Raw genomic sequence first — 19,506 nt, 5'->3', positions numbered from 1 at the left:
GGTCATTATTCTATCTTGGCTCTGATTCCTCTCTTTAACATTATTTAATATGCTTATTGCGTTTGGTGACATATACCAAATTTATTCAGGAGAAAGTAATGAAAAAGATTATTCTTGCGGGTGTGCTTGCAACCATGATGGGTTCAGCACCAGTGATGGCTGCTACTGCTACCACAACCACTCCGGCGCAAGCTGCTACCGCAAATGTACAAAAAGAAGCTGCCGATGTTATGCAGGTCGCAGTGCAAGGTGCAAATGCGATGCGTGATATTCAGCTTGCTCGTCTGGCCCTGTTTCATGGACAGCCTGACAGCGCTAAAAAATTAACCGATGACGCGGCTTCCCTGCTGGCAGGCGACAGCAAAGATTGGGCGAAATTTGTAAAAGCTGCGCCTAAGGCCAAGATGATTGACGATCAGTACGTGGTTATTAACGCTACGGTCGCGCTGTCAGAAGACTATATTGCGACTCCGGCCAAAGAATCCGCTATCAAAACAGCGAATGGCAAAATGGCCAAAGGCGACTGGAAAGGTGCAGTGGATACTCTGCAACTGGCTGGTATCAGCGTGCTTCAGACCCAATACCTGATGCCTCTGAATCAGACTCGTAAAGCCGTTGCCAGCGCGCAAAAACTGCTGACTTCCGGTAAATACTATGAAGCAAACCTTGTGTTAAAAGGTGCTGAAGATGGCATTGTGGTCGATAGCGAGATGATCGGCGCAGGCCAGTAGTACTCAGCACTACGGAGTGTTGAACCAGGACTTTCTCTCCTGATCGGGCAGCTACAGCTACCCGATCAGGGGGATTAATGGCTAATCAGACTGTCTATCTCAATCTCAATTTCCCGCATAACAGCAATGATCTTCTGCAATGCCTCCTCGCGTTCTGACAGAGAAAGATCGTCATGTCGTCTGGATTCGAAAGGTTCGCACAGGTTCTGTAGCGCAGTGATACCCAGAATTTGCGCCGAGCCATGCAACCGGTGAAGGGCTCGCAAAAACAGCTGAGGTTCATCTTGCAGAACGGCTTTCTCAGCCGCTTGTATATCATTCAGCGTTGCCTCGCGAAATGTCTCGAGAATCTCGTTCATCAGTGCGCGATCGCCGCCGGTATTTTCCGTCAACACATTGAATTTCAAATGCCGGATTGTACAAGGAGACGCATAACCGGTTTCGATTTTACTCAATTCATGGGTCAGTGTCTGAATCGACACAGGCTTGAACAGGCACAAGTTCATACCATTTTGCAGACATCGATCGCGTGACTGTGGAAGTGCGCTGGCCGTCAGTCCCCATATTTGTAAATTCGGCTGTTGACGACGTAGCGAAGCCGCGAGATCAAACCCGTCTTTTTTCGGCATATTTACATCAGTTATCAGCAGATCGTACGATTTCTTCGCCAGTTTGGCTTCTGCTTCCTCCCCATCACACGCTTCATCCACGCTGTAGCCAATGGCATTCAACTGTCGCTTGAGCAGCAGGCGATTGGTTGGATTATCGTCAGCTATCAAAATAGACAGACACGGAAGCGGTAACAGAGTACCGGGCGCATCGCCATCCGATACAATCGACTGACGAGCCGTTTCAACCGGCAGCGTTATGGTAAACGTGGTTCCTTGCAACGGGACGCTCATCAACTCCAGCGTGCCGCCCATCAACGTCACCAGTTCTTTGCAGATAAATAACCCAAGGCCGGAACCGGTTTGTTGACGCCCGCAGCGTCCCTGAGCGTAACGCTGAAACAGCCCCGCCTGCTCCTCTTCACTAATCCCGCAACCGGTGTCGCTAATGGCAATAGTCAGGGTACCGTGATTCTCCCCCTCAGGCATCAAACGGGCCGTTACATGAATACTGCCCTGCTCGGTAAACTTCAACGCATTACCCACCAGGTTGGTGAGAATTTGCCGCAAAGCCTGCTGATCGACAAATACCCGCTCGTTCGCCGGCAACTGGCTAACGCAGGCAAGCGTAATGCCTTTCTGTCTGGCTAAGGCATCGAAAGAGTGACACTGCAATTCAATGAGCTGCGAGAGATCCGTCCATTGAGGAACAACCTGGTATTTACCAGACTCAATCTTATCCACATCCAAAATCTTACCGATCAGCCCAAGCAATGACTGGGCCGTCGCCCCGGTAAGGGCAATCGCCTCTTTTCGCTGTGCCGGGCTGAGTTCTGAACTCGACAGTAATTCTACAAAGCCAACAATCGAACTTACCGGAGTACGTAATTCATGGCTCATACTCGCCAGAAAGCGACTTTTGGCCTTGGTTGCTTCAATCGCTTTATTCTTTTCGTTTTCCAGTTCTTGAGATAATGCTTCTTTGAGATGAAGCTGCTCTTCCAGTAGCCGCTGCGATTGTTTCCTTTTATTTACCTCACGGGAGAGTGAGATCCCCCAGATCAGGCTAATTGCTATCAGCAGCAGCGCGAATATCCCCAGTTGATAGAACTGTTTGCTATATCGACTCCAGAAATCGACCTGCGTATTGGAAATTTTCGACCACCTCTCTGTCATCTGCAAAATTTCACGTGGCGGTATAGCCTGTAGCGCTTTATCCATAACAGACTTCAACATCGGCTCGCGGGGAGAGATTGCAAAACTTACCGACGCACCAGGCATATCTGGAAGCCTAAAAAAGTGCATATTTTTCTGGTAGTAATGATCGACCATAAATCTTGCCGACAATTCGGTAGCGATTGCCGCATCAACGCTGCCCTCCTTGACCATGCCCATCGCAACACTGCCAGTATCCGCATTCACCCAGGTGGCCTGCGGATAGCGTTGCTTCAGCTCGCTTTCCAGCACATGCCCGGCAGGCAAAGCAATACGTATCGGCTTCTCCAGTAGCGATTCGGCGGTTTCCTCACGGGAAGTGATCATCACAAATGCCACATTCATCAGCGGATCGCTAAAGGCCGAATTGCTCGGGTTTTGATGAGTTAGCGTGATAGTGGGATACATATCCCACTGTTCGCCGCTTATTTGCTTTGTCTGCTCACTTTTGGAGCTAGCTAAAATGGGTTCAAAATCGAGCCCCGTTTGCAGATGAATAATATTCAGCAAATCACCAATAATACCGCGTAACTCACCACTGCGATCGACCAGCGTATAGGGTGAGTAATCTGGGTTGATTAAAATGCGGATAACATGCTTTTTCTTCAACCACGCTTTTTCCTGATCGGTGAAAGGAATAGGCGCATTCAGATAGGCAAGGTTGCCGCGGTTCAACCAGTTCTGCATGACTTGCATATGAATTTCATTACTGATTGACGTAATGAAACCATCAAGAATATTTCTTAATACAGGCTGATCTTCGTTAACGACAAAATAATTATATTGTTCTTGCTTATCAAAGTAGTGCGTAATAACCAGTGATTGTGAGAAGTATCGAGAGATACAATGACTGCTGGTGATATTGTTACCAATATAATATTGGTTATCGCCATTCACTACCGACGCCATAGCCTGATACTCGTCGTCATAAAATGAGACTTTAGCCTCAGGAAAAGCCCCCTGGATAACATCGAGAAAAGGGCAATCCCGCACACACGCGACGCTAACCTGATGGTTCGAGGTCAGCGGCAGCAGAGTGTTTTTTAGCGATGTTACAAGCGTCGGCCACGTGGTCAGCAATGCCGAAGTGCGCAACAGATTTCCGCCAACATCCTGGCGTCGGGACAGTTGGGTTATCAGCGTATCAACATCGTTATTGGCGAGCGCGGCCAGCGCCTCTTGCTCATTATCATACTGCTTTATAATGATTTTTAGATTGAGGTTCTTTTGCATTAACGCAAGGTAATCCGCGTTGACGCCCCGATAATATTCACCGCTATTTTGATAAACAATGGGGGAGACTTCCGGTAACCAGGTGCCAACAACCAAGGTTTTTTTATGCGCTAACCAGTTTGTTTCTTCCCTGTTCAAGCCGATATTTTGCACTGAGGTATTATAGTTACTTTTTAGCTCAACTTGCCGAGCTGAGCTTACACCCGTAGACAACCCGATGGTAAGGATGACCATCAAAAAAATAAAAAAGCGTTCCAGCATTACTCTATCCTATTTTATTTCTCTGCGCATAATCATAAATTTCCATTAATGATGAACAATCTAATTTCTCCATCAACCGGCTTTTATAGGTACTTACCGTTTTATTACTGATATTCATTTTGCTGGCAATTGTGCTGTAATCCATGCCATTAAGGATATAACGCAATACTCTCATTTCCTGGTTCGACAACGTATCAAGCTTATCCTGCTCGCTGACGGATGAACCAGTAAAGTGCTCAAGGGAAAAGGGAAAATAGCTATAGCCATTTTTTGCTGCTTCAATTGCGGCAAGAATATTATTCATACCTTCTTTTTTACTCACAAATCCGTTAGCACCGTATTCGGCGCTACGTTTGCCGTAAAAAAATTCATTTTTGGCTGAAATGATAATGATTACACCAGCATAGTGCCGCTTTCTCAGTTGCTCCAGCACTTCGATGCCACTGATACCCGGAATATCCACATCGATAATCAACAGCTCCGGTTTAGTTTTTTCAACGGTTTGAACCACTTGATCCCCACTATCGAGTTCGGTGGTCACAGCGATACCATTGGTATCGAGTAAGTTGCGGATGGCAATGCGAGCCAATGGGTGATCGTCAACGATTATCGCGTTCATTGCGTATAAGAATCCCGATAAATAAAGAGAGGCGATGGCTATAGAGCAGATGAGTCTTCAATATTATGTTTTATAAACGCAAGACTTTAAGAGGAAAATTCTAGCATAGCCACGCGTATATTTTATTATTTTTTCATAATTCGAATGAATAAATCATAAAAGTAACATTTTAATTTACAAAAATTAAACTTTGAACCTTTGTAAATATCAAATCATTAACACAACATAAAGGAAAATTCCTACATATGTAGGACAGGTCTTTCATTTATTAGGGTTCATTCTTAACAAAGTTATTAATATCAATAGCGTAGTAAGCATTAGAACCGTAAAAATACGGAAAATGCCCCTCATCTGACGAACCTCCCGTTAGGATGGCATGGTGGAAAGCCGCCATCAAATAGCCGTTTACGTTGGACATTCCTATGCACATTTCTATGCCAGCAACTTTACATTAAAAACAAATATTATTTTCAATACGTTGCCTACGACAGTTCTTTGTTAATTTTATTTCTATATGAAATTATCCTACACTTGTCTTTATGCTTAAATAGAGCAGAAACAGCGCATTTCAAATTTCCAGGTTACATCGATGCGCTGATAAAAAATAAGATAGAGCATTTTTTCATACTTTCGGGTGATAACAATTTTACTAACCTGAATTTTGGAGAAACTGTAAATCCAGAGGGATCGTACACTGGCACAACCTGGCGGGAAGAAAAACCGGCCAACGTTAAAAGCATCACTTTCACATTCTAAGGAGAAAAATAGGTTACCAGAACAGCAAGTTACGCTTCTCTTCTGGTAGTAAGCAAAGCAATTGATTGATGGCGTATAGCAAAATGAATCAAATACGAGAATCATTAAACAATGTTGTATTCCCTGACACAATGCCTGACGCATGGCCTTATCAATCCTGGTGTTCACCTGAAAATATTGATACCGATATTACATGGTACTCATTTACTGAGCTGGATTTGATGATCGAAGCCTGGCTGGGTAAAGACTCACTCATCCCGGTGAACAAAACCGTATGGGGTTTTGTGAACGAAAATGAACCATTAATCCAGATAGTTATCCACGAAGATATTGCATATATTGCAATTAATCACAGATTCTATTCATGGGTAATTATTGTTGCAGGAACATACAACTTAAACATCAGTCTCGATCTTGCCTCCATATTTAAACACACAGCCTTAGCCGATACAGCGCTATGTATTATAGCCAATCGCGTTGACATACATTCAGTAGAGGTATCTCTTAACACCGCCCGCTCTTTTATGAACTTCGTTTTCTTTCATGAATTGGTTCATTTGATGTGTTGCCAGCATCAATACATCAAGATGAATGGCAACCAACTTCCGTATATCAGGACCATGGAGTTTATTGCCGACTTTCTAGCGTACGAACATTCACTCATGCCTGTAACTTACGAATATACCGTACAAAAAGACAACTGGGATCTGCAGATGAGTACCGCTCGATGCCTTGGCTTTGTCATCGCGTCCTATTTCATCATTAAGACGAAACAGAACAACAATTTAAATCTATATCCATCCATAAATGAAAGAACCACCTTATTGCTGAGTTATATATTATCGCCATCTTTAACGCGGAGTGAACGGGAGGGATTACTGCTAAAATATGAAGCCAGTGGAATAATGGATGCTTATATCCGGCGAGGAAAGCTAGGATTTAACATTGGCAATAATGATTCCCTCATCTCGACTGACTATTCTGCATGTCGTTGTAATTGCAGCAAATGCAGCGCATTCGCCAACGAGATATGTAACAAGGCCAAACCATTGAACAGCGAAGTATTAAACCATATGAGCATTTATACAGAATGCTTCCCTAAAAATAAGGTTTTTTACCCCTTTCCTGTTATAGATAAAAGAGATAACAAAACATCTCATTTTTGTAGTTTACAAAATCCTATACTGTTTTCCTTAGAGAAAACGATTAAAAGATCCTCTGCATTTCTTTCAAACCGATTCCTGAGTTTCCACTAAGAGCCTAATGGGATAGGCTCTTAATCACTTATTTCCGTCATCCTTAATGTGGCTCTGGAACAGCAGAGCCACAAGAGAGAGACATTAATCAGGCTTTACTGGGCAACGCTCCCACTGCGTGCGAGCTTTTGACTGTCAGCGTAACGACAGCTGAGCACAACAGTGCAGCAATCATAAAGATAAAGGCGCTGTTATAGCTTCCGCCACTACTTTGAATAAGCCAGCCGATGATCGGCGCTGATACAACCCCTGCCATCTGGCCGCCAAAGTTAACAATACCGGATGCCCGCCCCATGATGTTGCTCGGGATCGTATCCATCAGAATGCCCCAGAACGTCGCCATGGCAAAGAACATGAACAGGGCTGAGACACACTGATAAACCACCGCCATATCTGCACTACTCACGCTGAAAGTCAGATACAGGAATCCCGCGGCAATAACAGAGGTTACGACATACAGCGTTTTACGCTGGGGTTTGAATTTGTCTGAGCAATAACCGCCTAATAATGTTCCGCCTGCCCCGAACAGGAAGGGAATGGCCGCCATGACACCGGTCTTTGCCAGAGAAAACTCTCGTACGGTAATCAGGTAGCTTGGTAGCCAGGTTGAAAAACCCCAGAAGGTAATATCAAACAAAAACCAGATACTGGCCATTTGCCAGAGCACTGGCATTTTGAGTACGTCTTTAAACGCGATAGCGCTGGTGTTTTGCAGGCTCCCCTGATCGTCAGCAGCCAGCTCCGCCAGGTCTTGCTGCGTAATGGCAGGGTGATCTTTCGGGTTGTCACGCGTAAATAAGTAGATACCTGCCGCGATAAACAGACCGGGAATACCCAGCACGATAAAAACCATGTGCCAGCCAAATGCCCCGATGATGCTTGCCGCCACAACTACCGCCAGCGCTGGGCCTAAGGTGTTAACCGTTGACTGAATCGCCGTGGCGCGACCACGCTCTTTCGACGGGAAATAGGTTGATATCATCTTCCATGAGGCCGACGGGAAACATCCCTCACCGATACCAAAGAAGAATCGTACTGCTAACATCAGCGGCAGCGTCAGCACAGCGCCGGTTAAGCTGGTGAACACAGACCACCATGCAATACCAATGGCCATGATTTTGCGCGAGCCAAATTTATCCGCCAGTAATCCACCGGGAATTTGAAACGCAGCATAACCAATAAAAAAGGCGCTAATAATTAAACCTTGTTGAGTCGTATCAAGATTTAAATCTTTGCCAATATAAGGGAGCGAAACGCTCATCACCATTCTGTCGAGAAAAGAGAGCAGCCACGCCAGCCAGATCAGGGTCAGGACGGTATATCTTGCTTTCCAGGTCTTGGGTTTACCTGAAGGTAAAGACGTTTGTAGGTTCATTGTGATGTCCTTAGGGTGTAGTAATCTACCGCGGCCATAAATAGTCGCGATAGATCCATGCGTGTTTAGCGTTATTTATTAATATTGTTTTCTAATAACCGTACCGCTACAGGCATAACTTTCCGTGCCATTGATTAAGGCAATGCGCCCATTAACCATGACAATTTCAATCCCTTCCGGGTACTGATTGGGTTCCACAAAAGTGCCTTTATCCGTAATTGTGTTCGGATCGAACATCACAATATCCGCTGCATAACCCACCTTCAGCAGCCCGCGATCCTGCAAACCCAATACTTCAGCAGGTTTTCCCGTCATCTTGCGGATTGCCGCTTCCCAGCTCAGACATCCCTCTTCACGGACATATTTACCGAGTACGCGAGGGAATGCGCCAAACACGCGCGGGTGCGGTTTGCCAGCCCCCATTAAGCCGTCGGTACAGACGTTTTGCTCAGGTCGACAGAGAAACTTAATCACGTGCTCTTCGGTACCGTAGAAGTCGACCATCCCCACGGCGTTTTCCTCTTCAAAGAGCAGATCGAAGGTGGCGTTGTAAGGATCTTTTCCGCGCAGCTCGCCCAACTGGACGAGGTTCAAACCGACAGCATCCTGATTTTTTGCCGTTTTCACGCTGGTGACAAAAATCTGGTCCAAGCCGGCAAAATCGATAAAGTTATCCCAGCCAGGAATACCCTGCTGAATATCATCAATCATTTTGGCGCGCAGTTCGGGCGAGGCGAGACGCTCAAGTAATTTGTCCGTACCACCGGAGTGAACCCAGGGCGGCAGGATCACGCCAAGCATCGTACTGCCCGCCACATACGGATACTGGTCGAAAGAGATACGAATTCCCTCTTCCTGCGCCTGTTCCAGCATGCCCAGCATCTGGTCGATCAGCCCCCAGTTTTTCTTGCCGCAAACTTTCATATGCGAAATATGTAGCCAGACGCCGGTGGCTTTGGCGATATCAATCAGTTCTTGGGTTGAGTTGATAATATCGTCAGCTTCACTGCGCTGATGCACCACAAAGATCCCGTCATATTTCGCCGTGACCTTACACAGTTCAATCATTTCGGCAGTATCACCAAAGGCGCAAGGCATATAGATAAGTCCTGTGGAAAGTCCAAATGCCCCGGCCTTTAGCTCCCGCTCAAGGACTTCACACATCTTCGCCACGTCTTCACGGGTTGAAGGACGCCCATCCAGACCCATCGCTTCCATGCGCACGTTGCCATGAGGAACTAAATACGCGAGGTTTGTCGCCGGATGACGCGATGCCAGCAGATTGAGATAACCGTCTGTATTTTTATACTTCCAGTCAATTTTGTCGGTGTCACCGTCCAGTCCTGCGATATTTTTACGCCAGGCTGGAATATATTCTTCAGGTAGCGGTGCTAAGGCGACGCCATCCTGGCCCAACAGTTCGGTGGTGATACCCTGACGAATTTTTGCCGACAGCGCGGGGTTAATAATGGCCGACAGGTCAGAGTGCGTATGGGTATCGATAAAGCCAGGGCATATAATTTTTCCTGTTGCATCAATTACCTGTTCATTGATGCCAACCTCAATTTGACCGATTTCGACAATACGTCCTTCATCAACCATCACATCGGCAATTCTGCCTTCACTGCCCGTCCCATCGATTACATTTCCGTTTTTGAAAATGGTTTTCATCGTTATTCTCCATGGCGGTGCTGCTGAGCGACACCGCCTGTAAGGTAAGAGGTGGTTATCTTTATTTTTATTGGCGATAGAGTGTCTGGATGATGCTGTAATAGCCGCTGGCCGAGCCGGTTAACTGATCGATCTCGATATACTCATCAATGGTGTGTGCCAGGTTTTCTCGTGAAGGACCGAAGCCGATGGTTTTGATTCCCGCTTCGCCCGCATAGTGGCTACCGTTGGTACAAAATGAGTACTGCGTAATGGTTGGATTAAAGCCAGCCTCGCGAATGCCCACTAACGCTGCCTGCACAAATTCGTCGGACTCGTCGTACACCCAGCCAGGGAAGAAACGCTCTCCCTCAATCGTGGCGCCGGTATAGCAAGACTCCTGACCCACCGCGTAGGACACTCGGGCCTTAAACTGCGGATCCTGAGCAATAAGTTCGGCAAGCGCATTTTCCAGCGGAGCAATCACGCTTTCTTTGGTTTCACCCACCAGCAAACGGCGATCGTAGGTTGCGCGACAGTAATCCGGTACCACCGAGGCTCCCGGGTACGGCGAAGATTTAATGTCGGTCAGTTCCAGAATGCCAGGCCCCAGAACCGGATGCGTCGGCGGAGTGATCGTGCGAATTTTGTCGATCAATTGCGCCATTTTGTACACCGCGTTAATCCCCGCCTGTGGGTTAGCGGAGTGCGCGGGCTTACCAAAGGTTTCGACCACAATCTCAGCGCGGCCACGCTGACCAATTTTCAGGTTTAACTCGGAAGCTTCACCGATGATCACGTAGTCTGGTTTATAGCGCTCGCTGACCAGGCGGGCAGCAATACCTTCAAAACACTCTTCATGCACGATGCACGCAACGTAGATTTTCCCGGCAAAATTTCGCTGATTGTCCTGACCGAAAAAGCCCACGGCGGAGATCATCGCCGCCACGGCACCTTTCATGTCAGTTGTGCCGCGACCATAAATTTTGCCATCTTCAATATCGCCGCCGTATGGGTTGCGGGACCACTTCTCTTCATTCACCGGCACGGTATCGATATGTCCATCGAGAACCAGCGTTTTCCCCGGCTGGTTGCCGACAATGCCGCCAACAATGTTGCCGTACTTATCAACGTGAATGTCATCGAATTGGTAATGCTGCATCATTGTTTTTATGGCATTAACCACTTCCCCTTCCTGACCGGAATAACTTTTTTGTTGGATCAGCGCCTGACAGTTTTTAATGACTTCTTCAATGCGGTTTGCAGATAACATGGGTTTCTCCGTTATATCTCTCAATCAGGGAATTATTTGTTGATGCCCGGGTACTGACCGCCCCAGACAATATCCAGATATTGTTGCGGGTCGGTATCCCCTTCGGTGCTGACTAACAGCACACGAGAGTGCGCATCCAGCCCCAGTTGCTCACGCGTTTGCGCCAGTTCAGGCGAGGTCATCAGCAGCGCCAGCAGACCGGTAGTAACCGCACCTGACTCACCCGAAATAATCTGTGGATCGCCTGCCAGCGGGTTGCCCAACATGCGCATGCCCAACGCTGCAACTTCATCAGGACAGGAGGCAAATGCATTGGCATAATCGCGCAGCAGTTTCCAGCCGATACTGTTCGCCTCACCGCAGGCGAGACCGGCCATCACGGTTTGTAAATCACCGCCCACCGCAATGGCATCCCCCTCTTTCGAACGGGCTGAGCGGTAGAGGCAATCGGCAATTAACGCTTCAGCGACGATCACTTTCGGGCGATTCTCCCCCCAGGCTGCCGTCACCATTCCCTGAACCATTCCGGCAAACGAGCCGACGCCTGCCTGCACAAAAATGTGAGTCGGCGCAACCTGATGCAGCTGATCTATCGCCTCCAGCATCAGCGTGCCGTAGCCCTGCATAATCCACTGCGGGATCTTTTCGTATCCTTCCCACGCGGTATCCTGCACCACAATCCAGCCATACTTTTCGGCCTGTTCTGCGGTCATACGAACCGCATCGTCATAGTTCATATCGACGATCTCAGCGGTAGCGCCTTCGTTACGGATAGAGGTCAGACGTTGCTGCGAAGAGCCCTTCGGCATATACACCACGGCGTTTTGCTTCAGTTGGCGCGCCATCCATGCCACGCCGCGACCGTGGTTGCCATCAGTAGTGGTGGCAAATGTGACGGTTTGCAGATCGTGGCGTACCTCTTCGCTGGTCATCACGTCAAACGGCAGTTCGCTGATATCCTTACCAACTAATTCAGCGATATGGCACGCCATCGCATAGGAGCCACCCAGCGCTTTAAAGGCTTTCAGGCCAAAACGCTGAGATTCATCTTTGAGGTAGATATTTTTTACGCCCAGTTTTTGTGAAAGCGCCGGTAGCGTATACAGCGGCGTCGGCGCGTAACCCGGAATAGACCGATGAAAATTCAACGCTTTTACCAGTTCCTGGCGGCTAAACGGTGCCAACGGCGCGTTCGGATGTTCGGTAAACGGTGTCTGGTTAATAAAAAATGATAAGTTTTCCTGCATCATAAAACCTCATTGTCCTGGTATTTCATTCCCTGTAATCGGTGCAATACAGAGATATTTCCGTTATCGGTATTGGTAATAGAGCAAAATGCTTACCAGCTTTTTATTAACCGAGTAAATTCTTATGAATATTTTAATAAAGACTTTAATTTCAATAAATTAAATAGAAATAAAAATTGACACCAAAAAATATCACTGCGTCAGTTTATCGCCTCATTTTGATAAATTCTCATTATTGATAAATAGTGTGATCGCTGAAGATAAAATAAGAAAAACATCCAAAAACAGCGTGATAGATTGATTTTTCGCAAATCATTTTTGCATTGCTTCGCCTATTTATCATTTTCCTTGAGAAATGCGACACACTGCCGGAGAAGTACCATGATTTCAGTACTCAGCAATATTCAGGATGATATATGCAATTATGCCGACGCTATTTCTGGCATAACGGGCACGGACGTTGAAATCATTGATGAATCTTTAATACGCATCGCGGGTACCGGGAAATACCGGCATATGCTCAATGAGAACGTGGCCAAAAATGGCTACATCTATCGTCACGTATTGCAGGTGCGAGAAACGGTACTGATCAAAAATCCCGGCGAGCATCCGCTGTGTCAGTTATGTGAAAAACACCACTACTGTTCTGAAATGCTGGATTTGAACGCACCAATTTTTCTCAATAATCGCGTGATTGGCGTGATCGGGATTATTTGCTCAACCCAGGCACAGCGTGACACGTTACTGAGCCAGATTGATAAATTTGTCACCTTTATTGAGCAAATCGCCGTAATGATCTCCAGTAAGGTCTTTGAATGCCTGGAGCGTTTACGCGCGCAGGAAACGCTTGGCGCATTTCGGCTTCTGATCGATGCTATGGACCGCGGCGTGGTGGCGATTGATGGCAAGGGTCTTATCTGGCATGCCAATCATTCAGCCGACCGCATCCTCAACCGTGAGGTTCAGGGATTACCACTGACCATTGAAACAACCGGAGACAGCCTGTATGGCGATGAAGAAGCGTGGCTGACACTTGAAGGTCAGAAACATCATGTACTGTGCAAACAAATTTCGCTCTCCTCACAGGATAACGATCGCTTAACCATGGTTATCTTTCGTGATGCACACGACTACCTGAGTAACCTTACTCCATCCCCTTATGAGTCTGACATGCAGGTGCGACTGATTGGTCACTCTCCCTCAATGGAGCAACTCAGAAGCACCATCGGTAAAATCGCCAACAGTTACGCCAGCGTGCTCATCACCGGGGAAAGTGGCTCGGGGAAAGAGGTCGTGGCTTTTGCCATTCACCAAAGCAGTCCACGTAAAGCCGCGCCTTTCGTGACAATCAACTGCGCGGCTATCCCCGAACAACTGCTGGAAAGCGAACTGTTTGGTTATGTTCGTGGCGCATTCAGCGGGGCCGATCCCAAAGGACGAATGGGAAAATTTGAACTGGCCAACGGCGGCAGCCTGTTTCTGGATGAAATTGGCGATATGCCGTTGCATCTGCAGGCTAAGCTGCTCAGGGTCTTGCAGGAAAAGGCGATCACCCGCGTTGGCTCTAATAACACCATCAATATTGATGTGCGCATTATTGCCGCGACCAACAAAAACATTAATGCGATGGTGGAGAATAATCAGTTTCGCGAAGATCTTTTCTATCGCCTGAATGTGGTCCCTCTGGTACTTCCATCCCTGCGTGAACGCCGTGCTGATATTGCGGTCCTCGCACAGTATTTTGCCGATGAGTTCTCGGTCAGTTACCAGCGACCACCGCAAAAACTGCCTGATGACGTTATTAACCGCCTTTATGCCTGGCACTGGCCGGGCAACATTCGTGAATTACGCAACGTGATCGAATACATTTTTGTGATGCGCGGAGAAGCCGCCGGGATCAACGCCAGCCATCTTCCCCCCTACCTGCTCAGCGCCGCTGACGGTAGAAAAACGACGATGACCGCGCAACCCCGTCAGCTTGCCAGCAAAGGAAAACAGGCGGAAAGGGAAGCTATCGAAAACGTCATCCAGCGATTCGGCTCAAGCGTTGAGGGGAAAAAACAAGCCGCGACAGAACTGGGGATCAGCATTGCCACGCTCTATAGAAAAATAAAACTGTACGGTTTGTGAGCCTCCCCCTCTTAACGAAGAGGCTCACGTAAAACCATACTGTGCAACCGAGCGCGTTACAGGGCCGATTGATTTCGATGCTGCTCGAAATAGCGTCTGGCCTTGTCGTCAGCTTCTTTCAGGGCTGTCGGATTCAGGTTCTTCTGCGCGATATCCAGTCCATTTTGTGCATCAGAATTCCCATTAGCAAAGGCCACCGCACTCCAGATATACGCCTGAGCATAATCCTGAGTTACCCCTTTGCCTTCAAGGTACATGGTTCCCAGCATCCCCTGAGCTTCCGCATTTCCCTTTCTTGCGGCCTGTTCAAACCACTCAGCGGCTTTTTTATCATCCTGAGCGACGCCATTACCTTCTAAATACATCAAGCCAAGATCTTTCTGCGAGCCTGCATCTCCCTGGGCCGCGGCTTTCTCCAGCCACTCCACCGCTTTTTTATTGTCCTGGGCCGTTCCCTCTCCTTTTGCGTACATCATGCCAAGCATGCCCTGGGCCAGCATATCCCCTTGAAGAGCTGCCTGATTAAACAGCTCAAACGCTTTTTTGTGGTCCTGAGCCACACCAACCCCCTCGCCAAGGTAATACATCGCGCCGAGCATGCTCTGGCCCAGCGCGTCCCCTTTACTGGCGGACTGTTTAAACAGCGCGAAAGCTTTGTCAGTATCCAGACCGACACCATCACCTTCAAAGTACTTTCTGCCCAGTAATCCCTGCGCTTTGGCATCCCCTCGTTCAGCCGCTTTACTCAATGACTTAACGGTGTTGTAGCCCTCTAATAGCGATGCCTTACTTTCAAGGAAACGCTTTGCGTCAGGATTGCCCTTCTCAACCGCACGATGGAGCCACTCAATGGCATGATAGTTTCCGCGCTCGGCAGCAATGCTTAACCACTCGACGGCCTGCTTATTGCCTTTTCCGACTTCGTTGTCAAACCACTCAATGACCTTACCGTCATACCAGCGCGCGCCCTCACCATCAAAGTAGACTAAGGCGAGCAGATAACGCGCATCGAGATTGCCCTGCTCAGCCGCACGTGTCAGCCATTCAACAGCTTTCTTGTCATTCTGCTGCACGCCCTTACCTTCGAAATACAGCACACCGAGATAGTATTGGGCATCGACATTCCCCTGGGCCGCCGCTTTGCTAAACCATTCGGCCGCTTTCTTGTCATCTTTCAGGCCGCCTTTGCCCTCGTAGTACATCAGTGCAAGCAGATGCTGGGCACTCGCATTACCCTGCTCAGCCGATTTGGTCAGCCACTCGCTGCCTTTACTGAAATTCTGCTCTACCTCTTTACCTTTTAAGTACACGGTTGCAAGCACAAACTGCGCCTGCGCATCCCCCGCCTCAGCACCCTGCTGTAAAACAGCCACAGGTTCTTTATTCCACTCTTTTGCTTGTCCCTGTGAAGATCCCGCACCCCACAATATTCCGATAAAAGTGAAGGCGAGGAGAGGCCGAATGTTCATAAAACGTAATCCTTGTTAAGAAAAGGCACATAATGGAGATGCTCCAACGGCAAGCCAACTTATTTAACTGCGATTGTGATCCATGTCAGAACTATCAGATATTAACTGGGAAATGTGCAAAATATAATTCTTTGACTATGCGGGTGATCCTTAGTGAATAATGCACAACAAAAAGGCCATGTTAATAACATAGCCTTTCGTCTGGACATGGCGTTGAAACTTAATCAAACACACCATTAATAACAGCGGTGACAATCGCCGTGCTCAGTGCAATCAGCACCAGATTATCGCCAATAACCTGCCATTCATAGCCCGGGTAATACGGAAGTTGATTCAACATTGATGGCGGAACGCTCTTCCTGGCGATCCCCGGAGGAAGCGGTTTTCCTCGCGCCAGATTTTTGGCAATACCTGGAGGCAGTGACTTATAGCCCGTTAGACCGTATCTGACAGCATACTGCCTGGCCACGTTATAGCTGATGTCACTATCAACATGGTCCGGCTTACCATAATTTTTACGCTGTTCTGATTGTGCGTTATTTTTTTGGTCCGCGTGTCCTTTCTGGCTATGACCACTATTCCCCTTGTTCCCGCTATTACCATGGTTGCCACTGTTACCATTTCCGTTGCCATTACCGGGGTTAGCCAACACAGGAGTGGCACACATCGTCATCGCAGCAACGGCAACTACCGCCGCGGCCAAAGTACGGAGCCTGGACATGATGATTCCTTAAGCTGTGGATACAAATAAAAATGTACGGTATTCGCTGAATACTGGCTATCGCTTCAACTCCGATTTATGGGCAAATAAACGATGTTGCTTTGCCATGGGCTCCCCAGATTGAGCGTTTTTGAGATTACAGCTCGCCATTCCCGCTATCTCAGATCGGCAAGCGACAGGCACAGGATCTGAGTTTTTGGGAATAACTTCGCGAAAATGGAGAGAAAACGACGTTTTTTTTCGGTTAAGCTATGTTCATGCTTTGGCGTTACCCCATGGCCGGAATCACTATCCAGGAACCCAACCATAATGGCAAAAAGTACCCCGCAGCTGCCGCTCGACCCTCATATGTGTCGTAGCTATGAGAAAAAGTCGCGAAGTCCGCTGGCGCTCTATTCCGAGTATCAGCGTATGGATGTCGAACTGCGGGCGCCGCTGGCTATGACCTACAGCCACTGGCATGGCCAGGTTGAGGTGAACGTGCCATTTGATGGTGATGTGGAGTATCTCTTTAATGACGAAGTGGTGAAGAGCAAACAGGGTTTTATCACCTTGTTCTGGGCCTGTACTCCCCATCAACTCACGGATGCCGGGCACTGTAAACAGATGGCCATCTTCAACTTACCGATGCATCTGTTTTTGTCCTGGCCGCTGGACAGGGAGCTGATTAATCACGTGACCCACGGGATGGTGATTACTTCGTTGGCTTCACAGCAACTGAGCGCGTTTGAAGTACAGCGTTGGCAGAATGAACTCAATAGCGATAACGAACAAATTCGCCAGTTAGCCATTGATGAAATCGCGCTGATGCTCAAGCGCTTTAGCCTCGCTGGCTGGCGGCCGGTACTGGGTAACAAAACGTCGCGCACCCAGAAAAACAGTATTTCACGGCATTCACAGTTTTACGTAAGCCAGATGCTGGAGTTTATTGCCGCCAACTGCGACAAACAGCTTACTGTCGATGCTATTGCCGAACACGTAAAGCTCAATCCCAATTATGCGATGGGTATTTTTCACCGGGTGATGCAACTGACGATGAAACAGTATATTACCGCGATGCGCATTAACCATGTGCGGGCTTTACTCAGCGATACGGATAAAACAATTCTGGATATCGCTACAATTGCAGGATTTCGCTCCAGCAGTCGATTCTACAGCTCGTTCCATAAATACGTCGGCATGCCGCCACAGCAGTATCGCAAATTGAGTCAACAACGCCGACATCATTCACCTTATGCCGAGGGGTAATTTATTCAACAAACGTTCTCTTACCTTACTACTAAAATATAAGCACCAGAATAGCAGGTCAAAAAAGATAATCTGCAGCAGTTAATAAAATAGGGTTCAGCCATGAGCTCTGGCAACTATGTTGCTCAGACATGAGTGACCTGTAGCAGGTATTTATTTGACGTGTTCAACCATTAACGATTGGGATGGAATTATGGAATTAAATAACTGCACCGCCAATAACAGAAAGCCATTGTCTTTCTTTTGGTCAGTTTTACCCATGGTAGTCATGCTGGGCGGGATTAGCATCGGATATTTTATCTTCAATATTCGTGCTGAACCCATGATCCTGATGGGAACGGCAACCGCCTCGTTTATCGCCATCGCTCACGGCTACACGTGGGATGACATTCTACAATCTATTTGCAATAAAATATCTGAAGCGCTGCCGGTCATATTAATTGTCGCCAGTATCGGTTTCTTAATTGGCGCATGGATGGTGTCAGGCACTATTCCAATGATGATTTATTATGGTTTGAAGTGGATTAACCCGCAGTATTTCTATATTTCGGCATTTATGCTGGGGGCACTAATCTCAGTATGCACCGGTACCTCCTGGGGTTCTATCGGGACCGTTGGTATTGCCATGATTGGCGTAGCGATTGGTCTGAATGTCTCGCTGCCCATTGCCGCTGGTGCCATTGTTTCAGGCTGCTGGTTTGGTGATAAGCTCTCACCGGTTTCTGATTCAACCAACATGGCTGCACTGGCTGCCGGGGTAAACCTGTACTCGCATATCGGCCACCTGCTGTGGACTACCGGCCCGGGTTTTATTATTTGCTGCGTCGTTTACAGCTATATGGGCATGGGCATTGATGCCTCGTCCAGCGCGCCAGAAAACATTACCAACTTGATGAATTCTATTGGTCAGATTTATCACTTTAATATTCTGCTGCTACTTCCGCCGATCATCGTTTTATATGGCTCACTGTCAAAAAGACCGCCCATTCCGATGCTCTTTTTATCTACGATAGTCTCAATGATTTTAGCGTTAGTCTTTCAGCAATTTACGGCATCCTCTGTCGGCGAATCCGTGGTCAGTGGCTTTAAGCTCGCAATGCTTACCGGAGATAATCTGCCGACACTGTCTTCCGATGTTTCCCGCTTACTGGAGCGAGGCGGCGCTATTTCAATGTTTAGCAGCTTCGTTACCGTTTTCAGCGCCTTCAGCTTTGCCGGGGCAATGAGTGCGACAGGCTCTCTGCACACCGTGATAAACGCGCTGACAAAAGGCGTTAAATCCACATTCCGCCTGGTGGCTACCACGATTGTGACGACATTTACCATCTGTGCCTGCACGGCAAATGGGACCTTACCGTTGCTGCTGTGCGGTGATGCCTTTAAAGAGGAGTACAAAAAACGAGGTCTTGCGGCAAAAAACCTCTCGCGAACCACTGAAGATGCCGGAACCGTTGTCGAACCGATTATCCCCTGGTCTGCCTCAGGCGTTTATTGCGCCACTATGCTGGGCGTTGCCACGCTTGATTACTTGCCCTGGGCAATCCTCTGTTACAGCGGTGTCATCTTTGCCCTACTGTGGGCGGCAACCGGTATTGGCATTGCTAAATATGAGCCCAATGAAGCCACTGAGAATATGGTTGAGCAAAAATCATAAACGACTAAATAGTTAAATATTAGCTATCACCAGGGTAAATTAAATATATCCATTAGATAT

At 47.7% G+C, this 19,506-nt stretch carries 13 protein-coding genes; 5 read left to right on the top strand and 8 right to left on the bottom strand.

All coding sequences use genetic code 11. From position 1 onward, the window contains the following. The first annotated feature begins 98 nt into the window (after positions 1–98). Positions 99–731, top strand: coding sequence for a YfdX family protein (locus OGY13_RS24765; protein WP_003826081.1), 633 nt, complete (start codon positions 99–101; stop codon positions 729–731). A 74-nt stretch (positions 732–805) separates the two neighbouring features. Here the strand turns inward: OGY13_RS24765 and OGY13_RS24760 are convergent, their stop codons facing one another. Both OGY13_RS24760 and evgA read right to left on the bottom strand, forming a co-directional pair. Next, complete coding sequence (locus OGY13_RS24760; RefSeq protein ID WP_213752833.1) at positions 806–4,048, bottom strand: ATP-binding protein; 3,243 nt, start codon at positions 4,046–4,048, stop codon at positions 806–808. Between the two features lie 4 nt (positions 4,049–4,052). Continuing rightward, complete coding sequence (evgA, locus tag OGY13_RS24755) at positions 4,053–4,667, bottom strand: acid-sensing system DNA-binding response regulator EvgA (RefSeq protein ID WP_008785570.1); 615 nt, start codon at positions 4,665–4,667, stop codon at positions 4,053–4,055. A gap of 839 nt (positions 4,668–5,506) precedes the next feature. On the opposite strand from evgA, the gene OGY13_RS24750 reads away from it, so the two are divergent. Then, a complete protein-coding gene (locus OGY13_RS24750) occupies positions 5,507–6,679 on the top strand; it encodes a hypothetical protein (protein ID WP_213752832.1) in 1,173 nt (390 codons plus the stop codon). An 88-nt stretch (positions 6,680–6,767) separates the two neighbouring features. Here OGY13_RS24750 and OGY13_RS24745 read toward each other — a convergent pair whose 3' ends face one another. The 4 genes from OGY13_RS24745 to dpaL form a co-directional block, all read right to left on the bottom strand. After that, a complete protein-coding gene (locus OGY13_RS24745) occupies positions 6,768–8,054 on the bottom strand; it encodes an MFS transporter (protein WP_003826074.1) in 1,287 nt (428 codons plus the stop codon). 78 nt (positions 8,055–8,132) lie between these two features. Continuing rightward, positions 8,133–9,725, bottom strand: a complete 1,593-nt coding sequence (locus OGY13_RS24740) for an N-acyl-D-amino-acid deacylase family protein (protein ID WP_008785573.1) — start codon at positions 9,723–9,725, stop codon at positions 8,133–8,135. A 67-nt stretch (positions 9,726–9,792) separates the two neighbouring features. Next, positions 9,793–10,977, bottom strand: a complete 1,185-nt coding sequence (locus OGY13_RS24735) for a YgeY family selenium metabolism-linked hydrolase (RefSeq protein WP_008785574.1) — start codon at positions 10,975–10,977, stop codon at positions 9,793–9,795. A gap of 32 nt (positions 10,978–11,009) precedes the next feature. Beyond that, positions 11,010–12,224, bottom strand: a complete 1,215-nt coding sequence (gene dpaL / locus OGY13_RS24730) for a diaminopropionate ammonia-lyase (protein WP_020996285.1) — start codon at positions 12,222–12,224, stop codon at positions 11,010–11,012. Positions 12,225–12,605: 381 nt separating this feature from the next. Between dpaL and OGY13_RS24725 the strand changes: the two genes are divergently transcribed. Then, entirely contained in the window at positions 12,606–14,354 is a 1,749-nt protein-coding gene (locus OGY13_RS24725; protein ID WP_213752831.1) for a sigma-54 interaction domain-containing protein, read from the top strand. 56 nt (positions 14,355–14,410) lie between these two features. Here the strand turns inward: OGY13_RS24725 and OGY13_RS24720 are convergent, their stop codons facing one another. Continuing rightward, positions 14,411–15,823 (bottom strand): tetratricopeptide repeat protein, encoded by a 1,413-nt coding sequence (locus OGY13_RS24720; protein WP_153686744.1) that lies wholly within the window; start codon positions 15,821–15,823, stop codon positions 14,411–14,413. 220 nt (positions 15,824–16,043) lie between these two features. Continuing rightward, positions 16,044–16,544: an anti-virulence regulator CigR family protein gene (locus OGY13_RS24715; protein ID WP_048215725.1), complete on the bottom strand. Its 501-nt coding sequence runs from the start codon at positions 16,542–16,544 to the stop codon at positions 16,044–16,046. Positions 16,545–16,853: 309 nt separating this feature from the next. Here OGY13_RS24715 and melR point away from each other — a divergent pair, with 309 nt between their 5' ends. Both melR and nhaC read left to right on the top strand, forming a co-directional pair. Continuing rightward, positions 16,854–17,792: a transcriptional regulator MelR gene (gene melR, locus OGY13_RS24710; protein ID WP_003826064.1), complete on the top strand. Its 939-nt coding sequence runs from the start codon at positions 16,854–16,856 to the stop codon at positions 17,790–17,792. A gap of 193 nt (positions 17,793–17,985) precedes the next feature. Then, positions 17,986–19,446, top strand: coding sequence for a Na+/H+ antiporter NhaC (gene nhaC / locus OGY13_RS24705; RefSeq protein WP_032944663.1), 1,461 nt, complete (start codon positions 17,986–17,988; stop codon positions 19,444–19,446). Positions 19,447–19,506: the final 60 nt, after the last annotated feature.

Origin of the sequence: Citrobacter sp. Cpo045 (assembly GCF_030332875.1) — a bacterium.
GTDB lineage: Bacteria > Pseudomonadota > Gammaproteobacteria > Enterobacterales > Enterobacteriaceae > Citrobacter > Citrobacter portucalensis.
This window is presented reverse-complemented; position numbering and strand designations above follow the sequence as displayed.

Excerpts from the sequence above, each read along its gene's own strand:
- melR (WP_003826064.1), top strand. The coding sequence starts at position 16,854 with ATGGCAAAAAGTACCCCGCAGCTGCCGCTCGACCCTCATATGTGTCGT.
- evgA (WP_008785570.1), bottom strand. The coding sequence starts at position 4,667 with ATGAACGCGATAATCGTTGACGATCACCCATTGGCTCGCATTGCCATC.
- OGY13_RS24725 (WP_213752831.1), top strand. The coding sequence starts at position 12,606 with ATGATTTCAGTACTCAGCAATATTCAGGATGATATATGCAATTATGCC.
- OGY13_RS24765 (WP_003826081.1), top strand. The coding sequence starts at position 99 with ATGAAAAAGATTATTCTTGCGGGTGTGCTTGCAACCATGATGGGTTCA.
- OGY13_RS24735 (WP_008785574.1), bottom strand. The coding sequence starts at position 10,977 with ATGTTATCTGCAAACCGCATTGAAGAAGTCATTAAAAACTGTCAGGCG.
- OGY13_RS24720 (WP_153686744.1), bottom strand. The coding sequence starts at position 15,823 with ATGAACATTCGGCCTCTCCTCGCCTTCACTTTTATCGGAATATTGTGG.
- OGY13_RS24745 (WP_003826074.1), bottom strand. The coding sequence starts at position 8,054 with ATGAACCTACAAACGTCTTTACCTTCAGGTAAACCCAAGACCTGGAAA.
- OGY13_RS24715 (WP_048215725.1), bottom strand. The coding sequence starts at position 16,544 with ATGTCCAGGCTCCGTACTTTGGCCGCGGCGGTAGTTGCCGTTGCTGCG.
- nhaC (WP_032944663.1), top strand. The coding sequence starts at position 17,986 with ATGGAATTAAATAACTGCACCGCCAATAACAGAAAGCCATTGTCTTTC.
- OGY13_RS24740 (WP_008785573.1), bottom strand. The coding sequence starts at position 9,725 with ATGAAAACCATTTTCAAAAACGGAAATGTAATCGATGGGACGGGCAGT.
- OGY13_RS24760 (WP_213752833.1), bottom strand. The coding sequence starts at position 4,048 with ATGCTGGAACGCTTTTTTATTTTTTTGATGGTCATCCTTACCATCGGG.
- dpaL (WP_020996285.1), bottom strand. The coding sequence starts at position 12,224 with ATGCAGGAAAACTTATCATTTTTTATTAACCAGACACCGTTTACCGAA.
- OGY13_RS24750 (WP_213752832.1), top strand. The coding sequence starts at position 5,507 with ATGAATCAAATACGAGAATCATTAAACAATGTTGTATTCCCTGACACA.